This window comes from Granulicella sp. WH15 (genome assembly GCF_009914315.1).
Lineage (GTDB): Bacteria > Acidobacteriota > Terriglobia > Terriglobales > Acidobacteriaceae > Edaphobacter.
On record NZ_CP042596.1, the window covers coordinates 4501849 to 4521828 of the forward strand.

Here is a 19980-nt window from a genome sequence, read left to right on the forward strand (position 1 = left end):
AGACATCTCAAGCCTCGGTTTACAGAGTGTTCATAGAGGCGCTTTAGACTCATCTCTAACAAATAAGTGAGTTTGAAATCCATGCAAATCCTGGAGCCATTGCCGAAGAGTGCTACGGGACTCGATACACCTTCGTCCAACACAGGTGTATCCGATGTTCACGCACATGCCGACGATCCTCGTTGGCAACTGGCGCGGCGCATCGCGGCCAGTGGCAGCCTGGGGCGTTCGCGGTTGCTCGCAGATTTTCTGTTGTATGTAGTCGATCGTCATATCCGCGATCGCACCGACGAGATCACAGAGCAGCAGATCGGCATCCTTGTCTTCGGCAGAGCAGAGGGCTACGACGCGAACGACGACAACATCGTTCGCAGCTACGCGCGCAATCTGCGTAAGCGCATTGATGAGTACTTCGCGCTCGAAGGCAAAGACGAGCCTCTACGGCTCGAGATTCCACGCGGTGGTTATGCACCGTCCTTCTCCACACAAGCGGTGGCGGTGCAGCCTGCCCATGACAATCGGATTACACCGCAGCTCGGCAGTAGCGCGGATGCCACGCTCAATACATCGCCTCAGCACTCCGAAGAGAGCCTGAAACCGCGGCCCCTGAACCCTCTCAGTGATGCCTCTATCTCCATACCCACAACACGCTGGTATGCCGTAGGAACGGCGACGCTACGCAAGTACGGGGTGGTTCTCTCTCTCTGCATCGGCCTGGTGTTAGGAGCAAGTTACAAAGTTCTGCGGCCCCTGCCTTTCTTGAAGCGTGCCTTTCCTTCTCCGTCCGAGGCGGCATCCGCGACTCTGTGGTCCCAGCTCTTCAGCAACGATCGGGATACCTTTATCGTCCCTTCTGACGATGGCCTGGTCATCATGCAGCGGCTTACCGAACGTCCTGTGCCGCTTACGAGCTATGTCAACGGAAGCTATCGCGCAAATATAAAAACGGATGGGGACCCGGGTGCGCCCGAGATACTCAAGCTGGGCGCGCGACGCTACACCAGCGTCGTCGACCTGGATTTTGTCGCCCATCTGGCCCAGTTGGATGAGGTTGTACCGGCACGCATGATGGTCCGCTACGCGCGGGATCTACGCATGGAAGACCTTCGCTCAAGCAACGCCATTCTGATTGGCTCCACTGAGGCTAATCCCTGGATCGAGCTCTTTCAGCCGCACATGCCCCTTCGGTTCAGCTTCCATGCCGGCAAGGATCAACCCTCCGGCATAGTGAACATGCACCCGCGGTCAGGGGAGAAAGATATCTACGGCACTCCCGACCCATCTCACACCTACGGCCTCATCGCCTATCTGCCGAATCTCACTTCCACAGGACACGTTTTGATCGTGGGCGGATTGAATACGGCTGGCACAGAAGCCGCAACGACATTTCTGCTGACTCCCTCCCTGATGATGCCGACACTCCAGCGTGCGAAGGCGGCTCATGGCGGATTGCAGCCGTTTGTGTTGCTGGTTGGCGCGGCCAACGTCGCGGCCAATGCCTCAGCGCCGCAAGTCATCCTGGAACGCATCGGCCCCTCTTAGTTCTTGATATCCGAACCATCTGCTTGATAGTGGCGATGGTCCTGCCGTCTTCTACGGAACGGCAGACTCTATCAGGGATGCAATAACAGGCTCTCCGGCGTGACCGCATCCTTCGGCGATTCGCCGTTCTGATCCCCGCTCAGATCCACAGGCTTTCTGGAAACGATCCACTGCTCCAACTCGTGGACAGACATCGGCCTGGCGTACAGGAATCCCTGCGCCACATCGCATCCCAGCTCCAGCAGAAGCCGCGCCTGCCCCGCCGTCTCCACTCCCTCGGAGATAATGTTCATCTTCAGACTCTGGCCGATGCGAATGACCGCCGTAGCCAAGGCGCGCGCGTTCTCATTCTTCTCCAGGTCGCAGATAAAGCTGCTATCGAGCTTCAGCTCGTTGATCGGAAACTGCGTCAGCCGCGAGAGGCTGGAGAACCCAGTGCCGAAGTCATCCACAGACATCCACAGGCCCAGCTCATGCAGCGCCTTGATACTCTCGAGACTCTGCGGATTCCGGGCCATCATGTCGTTCTCGGTAATCTCAATCGTGAGGCACCGGGGTGGCAGATTGTAGCGCCGCAGCAGGTCATCCACAAACCAGGGCAGCGAGTGATTTCTGAAGTGCAGCGGTGAAAGATTAACCGAGACCGTGGGTATCGGAATCCCCCTCTCCCTCCACTGGGCCATTTGGCGACATGCCTCCTGCAAGGCCCACTGCCCAAAGTCTTCGCTCAGCCCCGCGTCTTCAGCAAGTGGAATAAATTTCTTCGGGGGTATCTCTCCAAACCGTTCGTCATTCCAGCGCAAGAGCGCCTCAACGCCGGTAAGCGCCCCGGTCGCCAGCCGCACCTGGGGCTGGTAGTGCAGGCGAAGCGTGCCCTTTTCAATCGCGGTCCGTAGAGCCGTTCCAAAGAGCAGGCGATCCTGCGCCATCTGGTTCATCTCCGAGCTGTAAAACCGGTACGCCTCCTGGTCGGAAGCACCATCGCGAAAGGTGGCCGTGATCGCCTGCTCCGCATAGACGCGAGGATCGGGATTGCCCGTCTCCGTGATGCTGATGCCGACGCGCGCGGAGATCGGCAGCGTGGTCTCCTGCAGCTCAATGGGCACCTTCAGCAGCTCGATGATGCTGTCAGCGAGCGCCGCGGCCTTCGCGACGCTGCCCCCCGGAATCGCAAGAATAAAGGAGTCGCCCTCCGTCCGGCTGATAATCCCTCGCGGCTGCGCCAGCTTCCGCAAACGATACGCAACCTCTATCAGAATCCGATCGCCAACCGAGTATCCCAGCGTGTTGTTGATGTCGTTGAAGTGGTTGAGATCGATTGCGAGAAAGGTGATCTGTTCGCCATCGACCCGCGACACCAGCTCCACTGCCATCTCATAGAAGGCTGTGCGATTGGGCAGCCCCGTCAGCGCGTCGAAGTGCGAGAGCTGCTCGATCTTCTGCTTGGCCTCCTCACGCTCGATCGCCAACATGCAGAGATGCACACAGGCCGACACCAGCTTCTTGTGCAGCGCGCTGGGGGCTCTCTTCTCCTGGTAGTAAAACGCAAAGGTGCCGACAACACGGCCATCGCGGCTCTGAATGGGTAAGGACCAACAGGCAAGCAGCCCCATCGGCTCGACCAGTGATCTGTACTCCTCCCACAAGGGGTCCGTCTCAATATCGGTGACGCAAACAGGAATGCCCAGAAAGGCCGCAGTGCCGCACGAACCGGCCGTCTCACCGATCGGCTGCCCTTCAAGCGCAGCCGAATAGCTCTCAGGCAGCCTGGGCCCAGCAAGCGGATGCAGCCGCCCCTCGTCATCGACCGCGACCATCGAAGAAACGACTTCGGGCGCAATCACTTCAACCTGACGGCAGATCAGGTCGGCAATCTCAGCCAGGGGACGACCGCTGGCAACGGCTTCGAGCACCAGTTGCTGAAGCTCATGGATGCGCATCGTCTCCGTAATATCCATAAGGGCAACGACTAGGTTTCTGGCAACCCCATTCTCCTCGCAGATCGGCTTGACGTTTACCGCGACCCAGATCCCGCGTCCGTCCTTGCCGCGGAAGAGCACCTCGTCGTGGAAACCCTCGCTCCCCCATGCCTTGTGCCGCAGTTGCTTCAAGACCTCGGCATTTGTATCCGGGCCCGCCAGGATGTCCGACGGACACTGTCCGATGACCTCCGCCGCAGCATATTGGAAGAGCTCGAAGAAGGCGCGGTTGGCGTACTGGATCACGCGGTTCTGATCGAGAATCAGAATTGGGTGATCCACCTCATGCACGGCCAGAAAGAACAGCCGTTGATCGTCGCAAGCCTGAAGTGATGCGGTCTCGTCGTACACCAGATCCATATGAGTTGTCCTGCTCTCGACCGCTTTTTTCTCGAAGCAAGGATGCGGAAAGCTGGAGCCTTCACCGGTTCCCTCATCGCTATCCCACCAGACAACAACTCTCGAACCAGAACCTGACGCCACGGATTTTATCTGCGATTGTACCTTTAGCCCACACAGACCCGCAAGATTCAGATTCTGCGATGCCGTGCCCTCATCCAGTATGCCTTGCGGCTACAGGCAAACCGGCGTGCTAACATGTGGCACAGTTAGAGAAAACAAGATGCGCCTGACGCACATTGGACCTCGGGATTCGGCGTCAACCCTCTGAAAACAAAGAGGTGAAAATGCCATCCACCTCTCCTGCTACCGCTTGCCGACGACCTGACGTGACCGGCCCCATTCCCGTCTGCCCGCACACCCACACTTCGGAGACAGGAACAAGCTCAAGCTGCATATGGACCATCGGGACAACGCTCTCTCGCTCGTAAACGCCTCGACACTCCGCGTCGGCACCGACGGCTCTGTAGTAGACACGCGGCCATCTACCGATACCGCCCTCTTCCACTTTTACATCCTCGGCCACCTGCTCCCATGGGCACAGGTCCACCAACCCCTGGAGCATCTGGAGCAATCTGCATGAGGACACAATGGATGTTATCCCTAGCCATGCTGGCCGGGGTCCTGACACCGCCCGCCTGGGGAAAGAGTTCGTGGCCTTTCTGGAGCCGCTACGCCGAGCGCTTCATCACGCCGGAGGGCCGTGTGGTCGATCCGGATCGCAGTTCCATGACTACCTCCGAAGGCCAGAGCTATGCCCTGTTCTTCTCGCTCGTCGCCAATGATCCACGTGCGTTTCAAAAGATCCTGACATGGACCGAAGACAACCTGGCCCGAGGGAGAATCTCCAGCAATCTTCCTGCGTGGAGCTGGGGCAAAAACAACGACGACCAGTGGGGCGTACTCGACGCCAACTCCGCCTCCGACTCCGACCTATGGATCGCCTACAGCCTGATCCAGGCCGGAACCCTCTGGCAGCGGCCGGACTATGCCGCCAAGGGAGCCAGCCTGCTCCACCGCATCGCCCAGGAAGAGGTGGTGGAGATACCGCGGCTCGGCCCCGTGCTTCTTCCCGGCAAGACCGGCTTCCACACCGCCGATACGTGGGTCCTGAACCCCAGCTACCTGCCTCTCCCGCTGCTCTACGCCTCGGGCAACGTGGACCCTCGCGGCCCCTGGAAACAGATGGCGCGCAATCTGCCGTTCTGGCTGGAAGAATCCAGCCCAGGCGGCTTTGCGATGGACTGGGTCCAGTGCAACCTCACCAACTGCTCTCCCATCGCCGGGCCAGGCAACACCACAGGCACACCACGCGGCAGCTACGATGCCATCCGCGTCTATCTGTGGGCGGGCATTGCGGGCAAGGACACTCCGGGCAACAAGCGATTGCTCAAGACCTTCTCTCCCATGCTCAGCTACATGAAGGCGCATCCCCTGCCGCCTGAATCGGTCGCCGCCGACAGTGCCATCCTGAGCGCCTCGGGACCTGCATCCTTCGCCGCCGCCCTCATTCCATTTGCATTCAACTCCGGCGAGTATGCCCTGACTGGCCGGCTCCGGCAGAGGGTCGCAGCCTCGATCTCTCCATCGACAGGCCTGCTTGGAAGCCCCGCCCGCTACTACGACCAGAACCTAGCCCTCTTTGCGCTGGGCTGGCAGCAGCGATTCTTCCGCTTCGCCCCGGACGGAACGTTGAAGGTTCCGTGGAAGGCATAATCAGAGCAGATAATACAGCCCACGATTACCTGCTGCACCAGCTCCTCTCCACCAAGTTGATCGTCTTGAGTCGTCAAGTACAAATCTGACAAAACCATTGCTGCATAAACAATAGTCCCCGGCAAGTCTCTCGACTTCCCTGGGGACTATTGTTTACTTTGCCTTCGAGGGCCTAAGAAGGTCAGCAAGCCCCATGTTCTTAAGCAACTCACTCCGAACACGATCTGCAACTCCATTCACGATCTCGGCGCCGTCGTCCGCCGGGTCGATGTGCACGCGCAGCGGTCGCGTGCCGAACGGCATATTCACCACCTCGACGATGGCCTTGGCCACATCCAGCACGTCGGCATCGGGCACCGCCGTGGCTTCGAAGCCCTTCATAATCTCCGCCGCCAACGTCGCCGTAGGTCCGGCCTCATACTCGGCCAACCGCGCCTTATCGGCAGGAGCACCAGCATTGGCGAAGTGATTCGTGCCCGAAGTAAAAGCACCGGGAACGATGATCGAGGTCTCGACGTTCCAGCGCGCAAGCTCACCCGCATAGCTGATGGCGAGCGCATCCATACCGGCCTTCGCCGCGAAGTAGGGTGCAAGATACGGCGGCGTTCCGCCACGCGTGCTCGTGCTGCCCACCCACACCACCAGCCCCTGTCCCTGCTTGCGCAGCACAGGCAGGGCCGCGCGATTGACACGCTGCGTGCTCAACACGTTGACGTCATACGCCGCCGCCAACTGCTCCGTCGTAAACGCCTCCGTAGGCCCGAAGACCATGTGGCCCGCGTTATGGATGACCACATCCAGATGCCCGGCCTCACTCAAGATCTGTTGGATCGCCGCATCGACGGAGTCCTGCGATGCCACATCCAGCTCTACCGTGCGCAGATCGACGTTGTTCTCCTGCGCGAACTTATTTGCTGCTTCAACCTGCGGTACATTCCGCGTCTCCGTAGCCCGCATACTCGCATAGACCGTATGCCCTGCCTTCGCCAGCTCTCGCGCTGCAAGCGCGCCGAAGCCGCTCGAAGCGCCGGTAATCACAATGACTTGCTTCATGGAAGTTCCCCTATTCGTGGAGTTTCAATTCAGTCGAAGAAGAGGGCACATCTCCGCGCCCTCTTCAAAACCCTGGCGCGACGCTCTGTTTAGGCGAAGCCACCGTTGGCGCGCAGAATCTGGGCATTGACCCAGCCGCCATCCGGCCCAGCGAGGAACGAGACGACGTTCGCAATATCCTCCGGCTGGCCCAGGCGCTCCAGCGGAGCCAGCTTGCCAAGCTGTGCGATCTGCTCGGGCGTCTTGCCGGTGAGGAACAGATCTGTGCCCGTCGGTCCAGGCGCAATTGCATTCACCGTGATGTTGCGGCCACGCAGCTCATTCGCCAGCACAGGAACAAGCCCTTCAACACCGGCCTTCGACGCGATGTACGGACCATAAGTCGGGAAGGACTTCGCCAACACGCTGCTGGAGAAGGCAATGATGCGTCCCCCCTCAGCCACATGCTGCGCCGCCTGCGCGAAGATTAGGAAGGTGCCGCGCAGGTTGGTCGCGATCACCTTGTCGAACGCCTCCACATCTCCCTTCGCTATCGGCGAAAGCGGCATAATGCCTGCATTGTTGACGACAATGTCTACGCGGCCATAGGTCTCTATCGTCTTATCGAAGAGCTGCTTGACCTCCGCGGCATCGCCCACATCCGCCTTGATCGCGAGCGCCTCTCCATCAGCCTTGCGAATCTCGTCCACGGTCTCCTGGGCCGAGGCGCTGTTGCCTGCATAGTTGACGATCACCGCGAAACCATCCGCGGCCAAACGCTTGGCGATGCTGCGGCCGATACCGCGCGATGCTCCGGTAACGATTGCTATCTTAGCCATAACCTTCTCCTTTTCACGTCGGCTTCGCTGCTCTCCGAAACCGTCCATGGATGAAGAATGCGCCGTTCCCTGTCATAATTCCAATGCATAGTACTAATATTGATTATGCGTCTTACGCAATTACGCCAGGCCGATCTTAACCTCCTCGTCGTCTTCGCAGTCTTTGCGGAAGAGCGGAACGTCTCCCGCGCAGCGGAGCGTCTTCTGCTTAGTCAGCCAGCCGTCAGCCGCGCGCTCCAGCGGCTGCGCGATACCTTCCATGACGATCTCTTTGTAAGAACATCTGCGGGCTACGAGCTGACCCCACAAGGGCAGCGTCTTCTACAAGAACTCGAAGGGATGCTCCCCAAACTGGACCGCCTCCTCAGCGGCTCCAACTTCGATCCCTCCTCCGAGCAGGCCAGCTTCCGCATTGCCACAACGGATAGCGCCGCGTCGATCCTTGCCCCCGTCCTTTGCCGCAACATTCTTCCTTCGGCGACCAAAATACGCTTTGAGTTTGTCCAGTGGCACAAGGGTCTCTTCGACGACCTCACCCACGGCAGCGTCGATCTGGTCTTCAGCGCCAGCATCGTGGACGTACCATCACCGCTGCAGAGCCAGACCATCTACGACGAGGAGTTTGTCTGCGTTGTCGATGGGAAGAGCCCCTACAAAAAGACGCTCACCATAGCGCAGTACATCGCGGCCGAGCACATAAGCGTCAACATTCAAAGCGGCATCCAGGTAGCTCCGGATAAGCATCTCGCGGCGCAGGGTTACAAGCGGCAGATTGCCATCCAGGTGCCATACCATGAGGCCGCAGTACGTTGCGTCGAGCGCACGAAGTTTATCGCCACCGTTCCTCGCAAGTTTGTGGAAGGGATGACACAAACGCCCGCCATCAAGACACTCAAAGCGCCACCCGAGGTTGGGGGCTTCCGCTACGTAATGATCTGGCATCCCCGCGTCAACACCGATGCCGCGCACGTATGGCTCCGCGCCACCATGCGCGAGGTCGGAGCGATCATCTCTAAAGCACAGGCAAGCAAAAGACAAGCCAGATAAGGGCTCGCCAGCATTAGCATTGCAGCAGCTCCCGCATCTCTCGCCAGTAATAGATCTTGGACCTGCCCGCAGCATCCTTCGCAGAGTTCTTCATCGCTCGTGCAATATCTTCCGCAGACGTCCCCCGATAGCGATCCACATTCCCCACCAGGAAGAGATCGATAAGCGGCCATACCTTCAACACCACTCGCTCCAGCGGGCGATTCTCGCTGCGGTGCCCCATAATCATCGACGGCCGAAAGATCCTCGTATGCTCAAAGTTCAGCGCAAGAATATCGCGCTCGGTTTCGCCTTTAGTCCTGATATAAAAAGTCTTCGAAGCGGCGTTAGCACCAACCGACGAGACCAGAAAGACAGAGTGCGCGCCACCCTCTCTCGCAAGCCTGGCCGCCAGCACCGGATAGTCATGGTCAACCTGGTAGTACTCCCGTTTATCGGGAGTCCGTTTCGTGGTTGAGCCGAGCGCAATAAAAACCTCATCGCAAACAAATTTCTCTCGTGTCTCCGACGAAGAGTTATAGTCACCGATCCACATCCTGAGCTTGGGATGGCTGAGCGGCAACTCCCTGCGCACAACAGCGATTACCTCTTCATAATCAGGGCTATCCAGTAGCTCGCGCAGAAGATACGAGCCCACAAATCCGCTTGCACCGAAGACAACCGCCTTTTTCATCATCAAGATAATCTCGCATGTATCAAAATTTCCAAAACTCAAATGAGTTGAGCGGCTCTTAGGCAACGCATCTATCGCACCAAATGCATCTCATAGAGACCTGCGTATTTTCGACCATGTACCGGCCTCATCCTTATGATGAACGAGAAAGCAGTCGGGATAAGAAAAAAGCAGCCTGGGGCCAGCCTTATGCGGATTTTGAGTTTGCGGTTGATTGTAGCGATGATTATTGGGATCACACTCGTCTCCCTTGGATCATCCTGGTACGAGGTGGGTGCCGAGAAGGACGCACTGCGCCACGATCTCGAGCGCAAAGCCGGAACCCTGGGCGAGAGCCTCGCCAGCAACGCGGAGTCATATCTGCAGACCGGCAACCGCGCCAAGGTAGAGGAGATGGCCCGGCAGTACACCAATCGAGACCATCTCCTCGGCATCGGTGTCTACGACGACGATGGCTCCCCCCTGGCCGTAACCCACAGCCTGGACTCCAGCCTCTCGCCACCACCACAGCTCTTGAAGGATGCCGTGGCAAACAACCGCATCGTCAGCAGGTTCATGCTGCTGCACTTCAAGCGTGTCTACCTGCTGGCCGCGCCGTTGCATGACGTGGACAAGAATGTAGCCGGCGGCATCATCGTAGTGCACGAGGCCGGCTACATCCGTACCGAGATCTTCCGCATCTGGGGCCGTGTCTTCTACCACATCGCCATCCAGGTGCTGGTCATCGTGGCTATCACGATCCTGATCCTGCGCTGGAGTCTCACCGGCCCCATCGCACGCGCAGCCCAATGGATGAAGGCACTGCGCACCGGCCGTCAGGCAGTCCAGCCCTCGGCAACCGACCTGGACTTCCTGCTGCCTCTCGCGCGCGAGGTCGCGCCGCTGGCCGAGAGTATGCAGCAGGCACGCGCCGCAGCCGAGATGGAGGCACGCCTGCGCAACGCCAACGAGTCCCTCTGGACCGCGCAACGCCTGGCCGATCACGTCCGCAGCAAGCTCGACGGCAGCAACCTCTACGTGGTCTCGAACCGCGAGCCCTACATCCACAATCGTCGCGGCAAAGAGATCACCGTTACCGTCCCGGCCAGCGGCCTCGTCACCGCCATCGAGCCGATCCTCTGCGCCTGCAACGGCACCTGGGTCGCCCACGGCAGCGGCGACGCGGACGTGGAGACCGTAGACAGCCACGACCGCCTACAGGTTCCGCCCGAGGACCCGCGCTACACCCTGCGCCGCGTCTGGCTCAGCGCCGAGCAGGAGGACGGATACTACAACGGCTTTGCCAACGAGGGCCTCTGGCCTCTCTGCCACATCGCCCACACCCGCCCCACCTTCCGCACATCGGATTGGGAGCACTACAACGCCGTCAACGCGAAGTTCGCCGACGCCCTGGTCGAAGAGATCGGCGACGAAGAGCACCCCGTCGTCCTCATCCAGGACTACCACTTCGCTCTGCTGCCCCGTATGCTCAAAGACCGCCTGCCGCACGCGCGCATCGCGATCTTCTGGCACATCCCCTGGCCCAACCCCGAATCTTTCGGCATCTGCCCCTGGCAGCGCGAGCTGCTCGACGGTCTGCTGGGCGCGGACCTCATCGGCTTCCACGTCCAGGCCCACTGCAACAACTTCCTCCACTCCGTCGACCGCGTCCTCGAAGCCCGCATCGACTGGGAGCACTTCACCGTCAGCCGCAAGGATCACGAGTCCCGCGTACGCCCGTTCCCCATCAGCGTGGAGTTCCCCGAAGAGGACATCGACACCGCATCCAGCATCGAAGAAGAGCGCAGCCAGCTACTCTCCGAACTCGGCATCGAAGCCAGCTTCCTCGGCGTGGGCGTCGACCGCCTGGATTACACCAAGGGCATCATCGAGCGCCTCCAGGCCGTAGAACTCTTTCTGGAGCGCTACCCACGCTACCAGGAGAAGTTCACCTTTATCCAGATCGGCGCACCCACGCGCAGCCGCATCAAGCGCTACGCCGACTTCCAGGCGCAGGTCGAGGCCGAGGCCGAGCGGATCAACTTCCGCTTCAAGCGCGGCAAATGGAAGCCCATCATCCTCCAGAGCCGCCAGCACAGCCACAAGGAAGTGACCCGCTACTACCGCGTCGCCCATCTCTGCATGGTCACCTCCCTGCACGACGGCATGAACCTTGTCGCAAAAGAGTACATCGCGTCCCGTTACGACGACCGCGGCGTCTTGATCCTCAGCCAGTTCACCGGCGCGGCGCGAGAGCTGCGTGACGCGATCCTCGTGAACCCCTACGACATTCAAGCGACAGCCGAGGCGCTCGCACAGGCCCTCGACATGAACATCAAAGAGGTAGTAGACCGCATGAAGCGCATGAGGAGATGGGTGAAGGAGCACAACATCTACTGGTGGGCGGCCAACCTGATCGGCGAGCTGTGCGACATCCGCATCGACGCCAAGAGGAGCACCGCAGTCGCGGACAAGAGCGTCGGCAGAGTCCTGAGCCGGAGGAGAAGATAACGTGCAGCATCTATCCGAAGCAACCGTCCTCTCCGCTCTGATGGAGCAGCTCACCGCCGCGCCCACCTCATCGCTGCTCCTCGACTACGACGGCACCCTGGCCCCCTTCCGCACTGAGCGCCATCTCGCCTATCCCTACCCGCAGGTGGTGCCGCTTCTCAACAGCATCCTGAGCTGCGGAAGATCGCGCGTCGTCATCGTCACAGGACGTCCCATCGTTGAAGTAGAGGCCTTGCTCGGACCTTTGCAAAGCGTCGAGATATGGGGCTCGCACGGGCTGGAGCATCGCCTGGCCGACGGCACCTATCGCCAACTCGCCATCGCCCCCGCAACCACCGAGCTACTCAAGCAGGCCGAATCATGGCTGACGGCTGAAGGCTATGCAGAGAGGACCGAGATCAAACCCGGCGGTTTAGCGGTTCACTGGCGTGGAATGGCCGACGCTGAAATAGAGAATATACGCGAGCCTCTGTACAAGGGCCTGAGCGCCTTTGCAGAGCAATCCAGTCTCAAGCTTCTCGGCTTCGAAGGCGGCCTTGAACTCCGCGTCGCTCACCCCAACAAGGGCGACGCCGTGACGACCCTCTTGAGCGACATGGATCTCACGACTCCCGTCGTCTATCTCGGCGACGATCTCACCGATGAAGATGCCTTCGAAGCTTTGCGCCCTCGCGGACTCGGCATCCTCGTCCGTCCGGAGTTTCGCGAGACCAGCGCGCAGCTCTGGCTGCGGCCGCCCGATGAGCTGCTCGACTTCCTGCAACAATGGCTGAACAGCATCTCATCTCATCAAGCAACAAGTGTAGTTACAAATTAAACCCGCCTCATCTGCTCTGAATCAGCGAGGGCAGAAGCGCCTCATCGGCCTGAAGCTGCTTCGCAAACTCACCGATGGGCTCATCTTCCACCCAGGGGCAGCCATCCTTTGCCGCGAATACGACCTTGTTCTCGCCATCTTCGGGAACGACCACAAGTACACGGCTGCCGAAGGTTCTTCGAATCTGATTGATAGATTGCTGATGGCCGGGGTTGCACAGGTTCACCACCATCACACCATCTGGCGAGAGCACCCGGTAACAGTCCTCGTAGAAGTCCTGCGAACAAAGCTGAGGCGGCTGCCCATGCAGGTCGAACCCATCCACGATCAGCACCTCCGGAGCATCGTCCGTAGAAGCGACATAATCCGCGCCATCCGCGCAGATTACGCGAAACCGCTCGTCATCCGCCGGAACATGAAACTCCTCCCGCACCGAGATCACCATCGGGTTGATCTCGATCACCGTGATGTCCGTCGTGGGCAGATGACGATAGCACCACTTCGGCATCGAGCCGCCGCCCAGCCCGATCATCAAGATGCGCTTCGGGCTCGGATGAAAGAGCATAAATGCCATCATGCTGCGGGTATAGGAGAGCACCAGAAAGTTCGGATCGCTCATCAGCATCTCGCTCTGGATCTCGCCGATCTGAAACTGCATGGTGACGCTATTGCCGTCCTGGTAGACATGCGGGCGCACCGAAGCGACTCTCCGCTGCATGGTGCGATTCGTGCTATGGATCAACGACAGTTCGTGCATTCGCTCCAGCCCAAAGTTTATTTTAAGTTACGAATAGAAATCTAATCCTCCGGCAGCAAGCCCTATCAGGACTGCTTATCGACCGGCGGCCTCTGCCGCGGCGAGGCCGACTTGCGCGCGTTATCCGACGGGCTCGATATACCGAACGACCTTGCCACCTGGGCCAGCAACTTGAGCAAAGAATTCACTACGCCTCCTGAGTACACCTACAGTTGAAAAACACGCCGCACCAGCGGCCAACACCCACCACTCACCGAACGCCCGCCAACGGCTTCTCCATCTCATCCAGCATCCCCGACGCTTCCTTAAGATGAGTATGGAAGTAGGCGCGCATCAGGTTCAGAACCTCAATGAGGATGGGATCGCGAACGGAATAGAACACCTGGTTACCAACCTTGCGGTTCAAGACCAGTTGCTTGGCCCGCAGCACGGCCAGGTGCTGCGAGACCGTGGCCTGCTCCATCCCCAGCCTCTCGATCAACGCCCCGGCCGACAGCTCGCCCGCTCCAAGAAGCTCCAGGATGGCGATTCGCGTAGGATGAGCCAGCGCCTGAAAGATATCCGCTTTGAACCGCCTCAAGGGATCGTACATACAGGAATATTACAATATTCATATATACGCATCCCATTTTCCTGCCCCGCTGCGAACCCGCCGGAAAACCCATAAAAAATCCCTCCGAAATTGATTGAACGAAAGATAATCGCCTGCTATGCTCAGGAGCCATAATCTACGGGTCCAAGCTGTTCATTCTGTGCGAGTTAAAGAAGGTCCTGCATGGCAGCCAATCCAGAGAACACGTCCGGCACGACCACCCAGCTACTTGCCTTGATTGAAACCATCTACGCTGCCGTCCAGCAACCCTCGCTCTGGCCCCTGGCCCTCGAGGGCATCGCCGAGGCAGTGCAGGGCGAGATGACCGTCCTCTTCAGCCAGCTTCCCAACGATCCCCTGATCTCGTACGCACGCACCGACGAGTCCGCCATCAACCTGTACATGGACTACTACGCCTCGGTAAACGTTCTCGGCCATCGCTGCGACGCCATCTATCCGGATGGGACCGTGCGCTACGGCGACCGTGCCATGTCCGACAACGAACTGGAAAAGACAGAGTTCTACAACGACTTCTTCAAGCCCCACAACGTGCACTACAGCTTCGGCCTAAAGGTGCCGCTCGGCGATCTTCCCTCCGCCTATCTCAGTTGCCAGCGGCCCAAGTCACAAGGGCCTTTTCAGGAGCAGCAGGGGAAGGTCTACGAGATGCTGCTGCCTCACCTGCAACGCGCCCTGCTCCTTTACGTGCAGCTTACGCAGATGCACTCCAGCGTGCTCGGTCTGGAGTCCGCGCTCGACGCCTTCGAACACGCAGTCTTCGGCCTCAACCGCGAAGGCAAGGTAATCCTGGCCAACCGTCAGGCCGAGGCGCTGGTCCTCCCCGGCGACCCGCTCTGCCTGACCAACGGCGTCCTCTCCTCGGCCCAGCCGGAGCAGAACCACCGCCTGCAGGCGCTTCTCGCGGATGTCGTCGCCGTGGGCTCGCACATCGGCATCTCCAGCGGCACCTCGATGCTACTCGAGCGCCGCTCGGGCGAGAACCCGCTGCGGGTCACGGTGACGCCGTTCTCCTCTCCGCTACGGGGCAGCTCCGTCCATCTGGCGGCGTTGATCTTCGTCAGCGACTCCAACAGCCAGCCGCAGTCACGCGGCGAGACCCTGCGGGCGCTCTACTCGTTGACCCCAGCCGAGGTACGCTTCGCCGACTCGTTATTTCAGGGGCTGGAGATTCGCGAGATCGCCAACCGGCTGGGCCTGACCCTGGGCACGGCGCGCTTTCACGTAAAGCGGGTGCTGGCCAAGACCGGCACCCGCCGCCAGACCGAGCTGATGCGCCTGATGCTGTCACTGCCGCACATCTGACCCTGCCTCTGCGGGCAGTATCTGAATCATCCCCATCATGCCCTTATCCTCGTGATCGAGAATATGGCAGTGGTACACAAACGTGCCGACGATCCCCGGATCGCGAAAATCTATCCGCACCTTGATGTTCGAGATGGGTGTTCTGCCCACCTGGTGCGGCACCAATATGGTGTCGCGCACCAGCGGATCATCCACCGGCGTTCCGTTTACCTCGAGCAACTGAAAGTGCACCTGATGGATATGAAAGATGTGGTCCTCCGGGGTCATATTCGCCAGCACCCAATCCTCCACCGTGCCCTGCCGCGCCACGATGTTCGGCGGGGCAGACATATCGAACTCCTTGATCGGCTGGCCAACCACCGTGAGATAAAACTTCGTCGCCGCCCCCGCGCCGCCCTCCGTACCGTTGCCGTTCTGCGAGAAGTAGAGGCTCCGGGTCCTCACCGGCTTCAGATCGAGCAGGCTCTCAGGCAGCCTGGCGACCTTAGCGTTCGCAACCACCCGAACCTTCTCTTCCTTCATCTTCATCGCGACGATATTCGCAATCGGCCGTGCCGGGGCGCTGTCTCCCGCCGGTCCGGGATCGTGCATCTGGGTCACAAGCTGCGCCGTCTCACCCAGCGCCGGAGTCGTCACCACGAACTCCGACCGTGAGCCCGGCGGCAGAAAGATCGAGGTCTGCGCGACCGGCCCTTTAGCCATGGGCACGCCATCGACGGCATAGACCTCCATCGTCTGCGGAACATGGTCGTAGAGCACCTGCAGGTGGATGATGGTGTTCGCCGCGGAGTTGACGAACCGCCATAGCTGCCGTTCATGCGGACGCGCATGAATCGTCGCAGGAACGTACCTGGGAAACTTGACAGGCACGTAGTTGAGCGAGAGATCCCACGAAGGCTTCAGCGGATCGGGGTTGTCCACCTGCGATGGTGTGAGCAACTGATCGCGCAGCACAAAGGTGCGCTCCGGCAGTGTCTTCAGCTCGGGGATCACCGCCTGAATCCCCTCGACAATGATCGCGCCGGACGCTCCTCCCTGCACCTGAGCCGTGCTGAAGCCATGCGGATGCGGGTGATACCAGTAGAGCCCCGGCGGATTCCCCCCCGGAATCTGCATCGAGTAATCGAAGGCCTGCCCCGGCGCGATGAGCGTGTGAATCGCCTCGTCCTGATGGCACTGCGGAGGCAGCGCCATGCCGTGAAAGTGCAGGTTGGTTGCGGACTCCGTCATCATGCCGTGGCAGTCGCCGCCCATCTCCATCCCCGGCATACTGGCGACCGCGTCCTTCTGCGGCAGCTCATTCTGAAAGTGGATCGAGAGCCGATCCCCCGGAGCGACTCGCAGCGTAGGCGACTCCAGCCCCGCCTCCGTGACATAGCAGTACCGAACATTTCCCCCGGGTTCAGTCACGCTCCTGAACTTGAGCGTCACCGCCAGCGCCCCGTTGGTGCTGGCAACCACGGGCGGCTCCTCGACAACTGCTCCCTCCTGCGGACGCGCGCAGATTCTGTCGGGACCAGTCTCCGCGCGTGCCGCGGACCAGCAGAGGCAGAAAAAACAAAGTACGACAGAGAACACCTTCAGAGCGAACCCAATACTCCTGTGCGTCATACAAAGACTCCCGAGGCAAACCACTGACAGCAGGTAAAGTGACTAAAAGTAATTACAAATCCAAACGTGCTCCAGAAACGAGAACCCCCGGCCGCCTGTCATTAGGCAGCCGGGGGTTACCCGGGTTCTTTACTTCGGTTGAGGCTTCAACATCGGCTGGTTGGGGAACTCCTCCTGCGTGACCGTGTGTTTGATCGCCGCGATGGGAGCGGTCGGATTCGTCCAAGTGAACTCCTGGAGAACCAGCCCACTCTTACCCCCGACCGTGGTTGTGGCCGTGCTGGGATCGACTCCCGGCTGGTGCGCTCCGTCGCCCGTCGTACCCTTGCGCGACAGTGCCAGGAAGTTCGTCATGTCGATCTGGACGACTCCGCGATCGCTCGCGCCATCGAAGAGGTATCCATAAGGCGTTCCGGTAGTCTGATTCACCACCACACCCACCGAGTGCGGATCGGTCGCATACTCGTAGGACGAGAGCGGCGCCGTACTGGCATTGTTGATGGTGAAGTAGCTCCAGTCCGACATACCCTCCCAGGTAGCACCCGCAGCCACCGAAGCCGGGTCCTGCAGCTTGCCGACCGCGAAGTCATTCGAGTAGCCGGCCATGAAGAGCACCAGATGGCTGCTCTTATCGACCGCCGATCCGGAGAGCACCGGGCTATAGCCAGAGCCAAGAACGACCTGGACGAGCCCACCGCTTGCCGGAGCCAGAGTCCCCAGAGCGGCAGTGGCCGGTGATGGATCCGTCTCGACCGCGGTCTTCAGGTTCAGGAAGGTCGCCGCCGGCGTATCTTCCGACGTGAGGATGCCAACCCGCAGCGCACTATCCACGGAGTTGCCGTCAATCAAGTCGCCGGAGAAGCGCGTCGCCACCGTCTGGACCGCGGACGAGGACATGTAGTACGACTTGCCCTTCGCCAGCTCCATCAGATAAATCCCGCGGTAGTTGCCTCCCAGCAGTTGGCTGTTCGTGACGTCGCCGCCCATATTCTCGGCGATCTCCTGCGTCGAATCGACGGTGAACGGCAGCGTGAGCGCCACCGGCGAGGTCGTCGAAGCCGACGCCAGCGCGGTAAGCGGCAGCAACCCATACCCATCGGCCGTATCCAGCCACACGCCGAGCCGACCCGTATCCGGAATACCACCCGCGATATAAGCCGAGCCCCCGCTGAAGCCGACCGGGCTGCTCGCCTTCAGAGTAAGGGACGTGGTGATATCCACCGGATTGTCCGTCGCCGGATTGCCGGTAATCAGCGTGTTCAGGTTGAGCACCGCGATCGTCTTGCTCTGGTAGGCATAGGCCAGTACCTGCGGATGCCCAGCCAGTCCGGTGATCGCGATAACACCACCCACATCAGAGCCAGAGAAGGTCTTCGAAGAGACGACCGGCCACGCGTTGATCGGCGGCGCCTTCAGCGTCGGATCGGTGATATCGATCACAACGACTCCCTGCTGCCGAGCCGCCACGATCAGGTACTGCCGTCCCGCCAGCGAGTAGGTCGTCATGGCTCCCGAGCTGGAGGCCAGCAGACCCGACGAAGCCGGGGTGCAGGTGCACGACGTGACGCCGGTAAAGAAGGACGACTCGAGGTTGACCACATCGCCGGGCAGGATACCCGCGTTCTTGATCGCCGTGCCGGAGGAGATATAGATCCCCAGCGCCAGCAGCATATCCGAGGTGCCCGCCGTCGGCGAGAGCGTCGTCGGTGCCGTGCTGGCCAATGCCACCGCCTTCATCCGAACCGCCGCACCGGCAGCCGCGCCGGAGAGCGGAATCGGAGTCCCGAAGACCTTGCCGTCGAAGACGCCATCGCTGATATCGGCCGAGAGCGCCGCGATAATGTCATCGGGCGAGCTAGGCACATCGGTATGGCCCAGGGCTGCCAGCGCGCCGATGAACAGGCCCAGCGTGAACCCATCCGGATTCGAGGTGATGCTCGGCTTGTCGAAGACCGGCACCAGGCTCTCGATGACCGCCTTCGAGCTGAGGCCGACGTAGGAGCGGATCAGCGCCTCCGCGGTCGAGTGCGCGGTCACCTCGCTCGTGGTTTTCTTCGAGGAGAGCTGACCGGCGGTGTAAGAGTTGATGAAGTCGGATGCAGGCGTAATCACCAGTCCGGTAACGCTGCCGCCGATCGAGTCCAGAATCGCGGAGACGTTGCTGGTCCCGGTGATCGTGGTCCCGTCAAACTCGCTGACGTAGTTTCCGCCCGCCGCCGTAACGCGAACCGCGCCCGTCGGCGTGCTCGAGAGAGCGATCGTGAACTTGCCGTCCGCATCCGTCTTGGCCGAGCCGATTGCAGAGCCGTTGGTGCCGTCGCTATTCACCGCATAGGCAGTCACCGTGCTGCCGACCGACGCGCCCTTATAGACCAGGCCCGAGATCGACGCCGTAACCGTGAGATTGATCGCCGTGGAGGCTCCGCCGCCCGGTGCCGGGTTCGTCACCACGATGGGGAAGGTACCGGCCGCCGCGAGATTCGCCGCAGTCAGGGGAATCGTCAACGAGGTGCCGCTCACGATGGTCGGCGTAACCGCCGCTCCGGCGAAGGTAACCGTGCTCCCGGACACAAACCCCGTACCGGTAACCGTAACCGTGGTAGCGCCCGAACCGGCACTGACCGTAGAGGGCGAGATCGACGTAACCGTCGGAGCCGGATTGTTAACCGCCAGATTCACCGCCTTCGAGGCACCGCCGCCCGGAGTGGGATTGGTCACCACTACTGGAAAGCTTCCCGCCGTGGCCTGATCCGCAGTCGTCAGCGACAGCGTTATCGAGGTGGCGCTGACATAAGTCGCGGAGTGGGAGGCCCCTTTAAAGGTCACCGTGGAGGTCGAGACGAAGCCCGTACCGGTAATCGTCAGCGTCTGGGCCGCCGCGCCAGCCGATACGCTGGCCGGAGAGAGCGAAGTGACCGTGGGAGAGGGATTGTTCGTCGGCGTGGGGGTGGTTGGCGTCGGGGTGGAGTTGGAGTTACCCGAGCATCCACTCAAGGCCACGCCAAGAACGCAAAGGGAGAGGCAGGAAAAGATCAACCGCTGCAGGGCAAGCATGAAACCTCCGGGAAACTACCGCGTCTAATTAGCAAAAGGGCATGCGTCGCGAGCCTTCGCGACCGCCCCAAGAGATGTCGTCGTACGTCGGATCTTGCGTGCGAGCGAT

At 60.4% G+C, this 19980-nt stretch carries 16 protein-coding genes; 7 read left to right on the forward strand and 9 right to left on the reverse strand.

Annotated features, from left to right (window positions below; all coding sequences use genetic code 11):
* Positions 1 to 81 precede the first annotated feature (81 nt).
* Positions 82 to 1542 carry a hypothetical protein gene (locus tag FTO74_RS18590; protein ID WP_162540002.1) on the forward strand — a complete coding sequence of 487 codons (1461 nt, stop codon included), beginning with the start codon at positions 82 to 84 and terminating at the stop codon, positions 1540 to 1542.
* Positions 1543 to 1613: 71 nt separating this feature from the next.
* Here FTO74_RS18590 and FTO74_RS18595 read toward each other — a convergent pair whose 3' ends face one another.
* Positions 1614 to 3881 (reverse strand): EAL domain-containing protein, encoded by a 2268-nt coding sequence (locus FTO74_RS18595; protein WP_162539471.1) that lies wholly within the window; start codon positions 3879 to 3881, stop codon positions 1614 to 1616.
* Positions 3882 to 4317: 436 nt separating this feature from the next.
* On the opposite strand from FTO74_RS18595, the gene FTO74_RS18600 reads away from it, so the two are divergent.
* Complete coding sequence (locus FTO74_RS18600; RefSeq protein ID WP_162539472.1) at positions 4318 to 4503, forward strand: hypothetical protein; 186 nt, start codon at positions 4318 to 4320, stop codon at positions 4501 to 4503.
* An 11-nt stretch (positions 4504 to 4514) separates the two neighbouring features.
* A complete protein-coding gene (gene bcsZ, locus FTO74_RS18605) occupies positions 4515 to 5636 on the forward strand; it encodes a cellulose synthase complex periplasmic endoglucanase BcsZ (RefSeq protein WP_162539473.1) in 1122 nt (373 codons plus the stop codon).
* Positions 5637 to 5789: 153 nt separating this feature from the next.
* Here bcsZ and FTO74_RS18610 read toward each other — a convergent pair whose 3' ends face one another.
* Positions 5790 to 6689: an SDR family oxidoreductase gene (locus tag FTO74_RS18610; RefSeq protein ID WP_162539474.1), complete on the reverse strand. Its 900-nt coding sequence runs from the start codon at positions 6687 to 6689 to the stop codon at positions 5790 to 5792.
* Positions 6690 to 6778: 89 nt separating this feature from the next.
* A complete protein-coding gene (locus FTO74_RS18615; protein ID WP_162539475.1) occupies positions 6779 to 7507 on the reverse strand; it encodes an SDR family oxidoreductase in 729 nt (242 codons plus the stop codon).
* A 105-nt stretch (positions 7508 to 7612) separates the two neighbouring features.
* Between FTO74_RS18615 and FTO74_RS18620 the strand changes: the two genes are divergently transcribed.
* Positions 7613 to 8554, forward strand: coding sequence for a LysR family transcriptional regulator (locus FTO74_RS18620; protein WP_162539476.1), 942 nt, complete (start codon positions 7613 to 7615; stop codon positions 8552 to 8554).
* Between the two features lie 13 nt (positions 8555 to 8567).
* Here FTO74_RS18620 and FTO74_RS18625 read toward each other — a convergent pair whose 3' ends face one another.
* A complete protein-coding gene (locus tag FTO74_RS18625) occupies positions 8568 to 9230 on the reverse strand; it encodes an NAD-dependent epimerase/dehydratase family protein (protein WP_220399054.1) in 663 nt (220 codons plus the stop codon).
* Between the two features lie 201 nt (positions 9231 to 9431).
* Here FTO74_RS18625 and FTO74_RS18630 point away from each other — a divergent pair, with 201 nt between their 5' ends.
* Together FTO74_RS18630 and otsB are read left to right on the forward strand one after the other, a co-directional pair.
* Positions 9432 to 11717 (forward strand): trehalose-6-phosphate synthase, encoded by a 2286-nt coding sequence (locus FTO74_RS18630; protein WP_255462389.1) that lies wholly within the window; start codon positions 9432 to 9434, stop codon positions 11715 to 11717.
* 1 nt (position 11718) lies between these two features.
* Positions 11719 to 12534 carry a trehalose-phosphatase gene (otsB, locus tag FTO74_RS18635; RefSeq protein WP_162539478.1) on the forward strand — a complete coding sequence of 272 codons (816 nt, stop codon included), beginning with the start codon at positions 11719 to 11721 and terminating at the stop codon, positions 12532 to 12534.
* A gap of 7 nt (positions 12535 to 12541) precedes the next feature.
* Here otsB and FTO74_RS18640 read toward each other — a convergent pair whose 3' ends face one another.
* The 3 genes from FTO74_RS18640 to FTO74_RS18645 all read right to left on the reverse strand — a co-directional run bounded on the left by FTO74_RS18640 (position 12542) and on the right by FTO74_RS18645 (position 13883).
* Positions 12542 to 13291: a fused MFS/spermidine synthase gene (locus FTO74_RS18640; protein ID WP_162539479.1), complete on the reverse strand. Its 750-nt coding sequence runs from the start codon at positions 13289 to 13291 to the stop codon at positions 12542 to 12544.
* 65 nt (positions 13292 to 13356) lie between these two features.
* Positions 13357 to 13479, reverse strand: a complete 123-nt coding sequence (locus tag FTO74_RS19885) for a hypothetical protein (RefSeq protein ID WP_255462390.1) — start codon at positions 13477 to 13479, stop codon at positions 13357 to 13359.
* A 62-nt stretch (positions 13480 to 13541) separates the two neighbouring features.
* The gene (locus FTO74_RS18645; RefSeq protein ID WP_162539480.1) at positions 13542 to 13883 is read right to left on the reverse strand and encodes a metalloregulator ArsR/SmtB family transcription factor; all 342 of its coding nucleotides are present in this window, start codon (positions 13881 to 13883) and stop codon (positions 13542 to 13544) included.
* Positions 13884 to 14066: 183 nt separating this feature from the next.
* Between FTO74_RS18645 and FTO74_RS18650 the strand changes: the two genes are divergently transcribed.
* A complete protein-coding gene (locus FTO74_RS18650) occupies positions 14067 to 15206 on the forward strand; it encodes a helix-turn-helix transcriptional regulator (RefSeq protein ID WP_162539481.1) in 1140 nt (379 codons plus the stop codon).
* Here FTO74_RS18650 and FTO74_RS18655 read toward each other — a convergent pair.
* Both FTO74_RS18655 and FTO74_RS18660 read right to left on the reverse strand, forming a co-directional pair.
* Entirely contained in the window at positions 15189 to 16667 is a 1479-nt protein-coding gene (locus FTO74_RS18655; RefSeq protein WP_162539482.1) for a multicopper oxidase family protein, read from the reverse strand. The two genes, FTO74_RS18650 and FTO74_RS18655, sit on opposite strands and share 18 nt — an antisense overlap.
* A 279-nt stretch (positions 16668 to 16946) precedes the next feature.
* Positions 16947 to 19871: a hypothetical protein gene (locus FTO74_RS18660; protein WP_162539483.1), complete on the reverse strand. Its 2925-nt coding sequence runs from the start codon at positions 19869 to 19871 to the stop codon at positions 16947 to 16949.
* Positions 19872 to 19980: the final 109 nt, after the last annotated feature.

Excerpts from the sequence above, each read along its gene's own strand:
- FTO74_RS18615 (WP_162539475.1), bottom strand. The coding sequence starts at position 7,507 with ATGGCTAAGATAGCAATCGTTACCGGAGCATCGCGCGGTATCGGCCGC.
- FTO74_RS18620 (WP_162539476.1), top strand. The coding sequence starts at position 7,613 with ATGCGTCTTACGCAATTACGCCAGGCCGATCTTAACCTCCTCGTCGTC.
- FTO74_RS18650 (WP_162539481.1), top strand. The coding sequence starts at position 14,067 with ATGGCAGCCAATCCAGAGAACACGTCCGGCACGACCACCCAGCTACTT.
- FTO74_RS18645 (WP_162539480.1), bottom strand. The coding sequence starts at position 13,883 with ATGTACGATCCCTTGAGGCGGTTCAAAGCGGATATCTTTCAGGCGCTG.
- FTO74_RS18625 (WP_220399054.1), bottom strand. The coding sequence starts at position 9,230 with ATGATGAAAAAGGCGGTTGTCTTCGGTGCAAGCGGATTTGTGGGCTCG.
- FTO74_RS18590 (WP_162540002.1), top strand. The coding sequence starts at position 82 with ATGCAAATCCTGGAGCCATTGCCGAAGAGTGCTACGGGACTCGATACA.
- FTO74_RS18610 (WP_162539474.1), bottom strand. The coding sequence starts at position 6,689 with ATGAAGCAAGTCATTGTGATTACCGGCGCTTCGAGCGGCTTCGGCGCG.
- FTO74_RS18595 (WP_162539471.1), bottom strand. The coding sequence starts at position 3,881 with ATGGATCTGGTGTACGACGAGACCGCATCACTTCAGGCTTGCGACGAT.
- FTO74_RS18640 (WP_162539479.1), bottom strand. The coding sequence starts at position 13,291 with ATGCACGAACTGTCGTTGATCCATAGCACGAATCGCACCATGCAGCGG.
- bcsZ (WP_162539473.1), top strand. The coding sequence starts at position 4,515 with ATGTTATCCCTAGCCATGCTGGCCGGGGTCCTGACACCGCCCGCCTGG.
- FTO74_RS18660 (WP_162539483.1), bottom strand. The coding sequence starts at position 19,871 with ATGCTTGCCCTGCAGCGGTTGATCTTTTCCTGCCTCTCCCTTTGCGTT.
- FTO74_RS18600 (WP_162539472.1), top strand. The coding sequence starts at position 4,318 with ATGGACCATCGGGACAACGCTCTCTCGCTCGTAAACGCCTCGACACTC.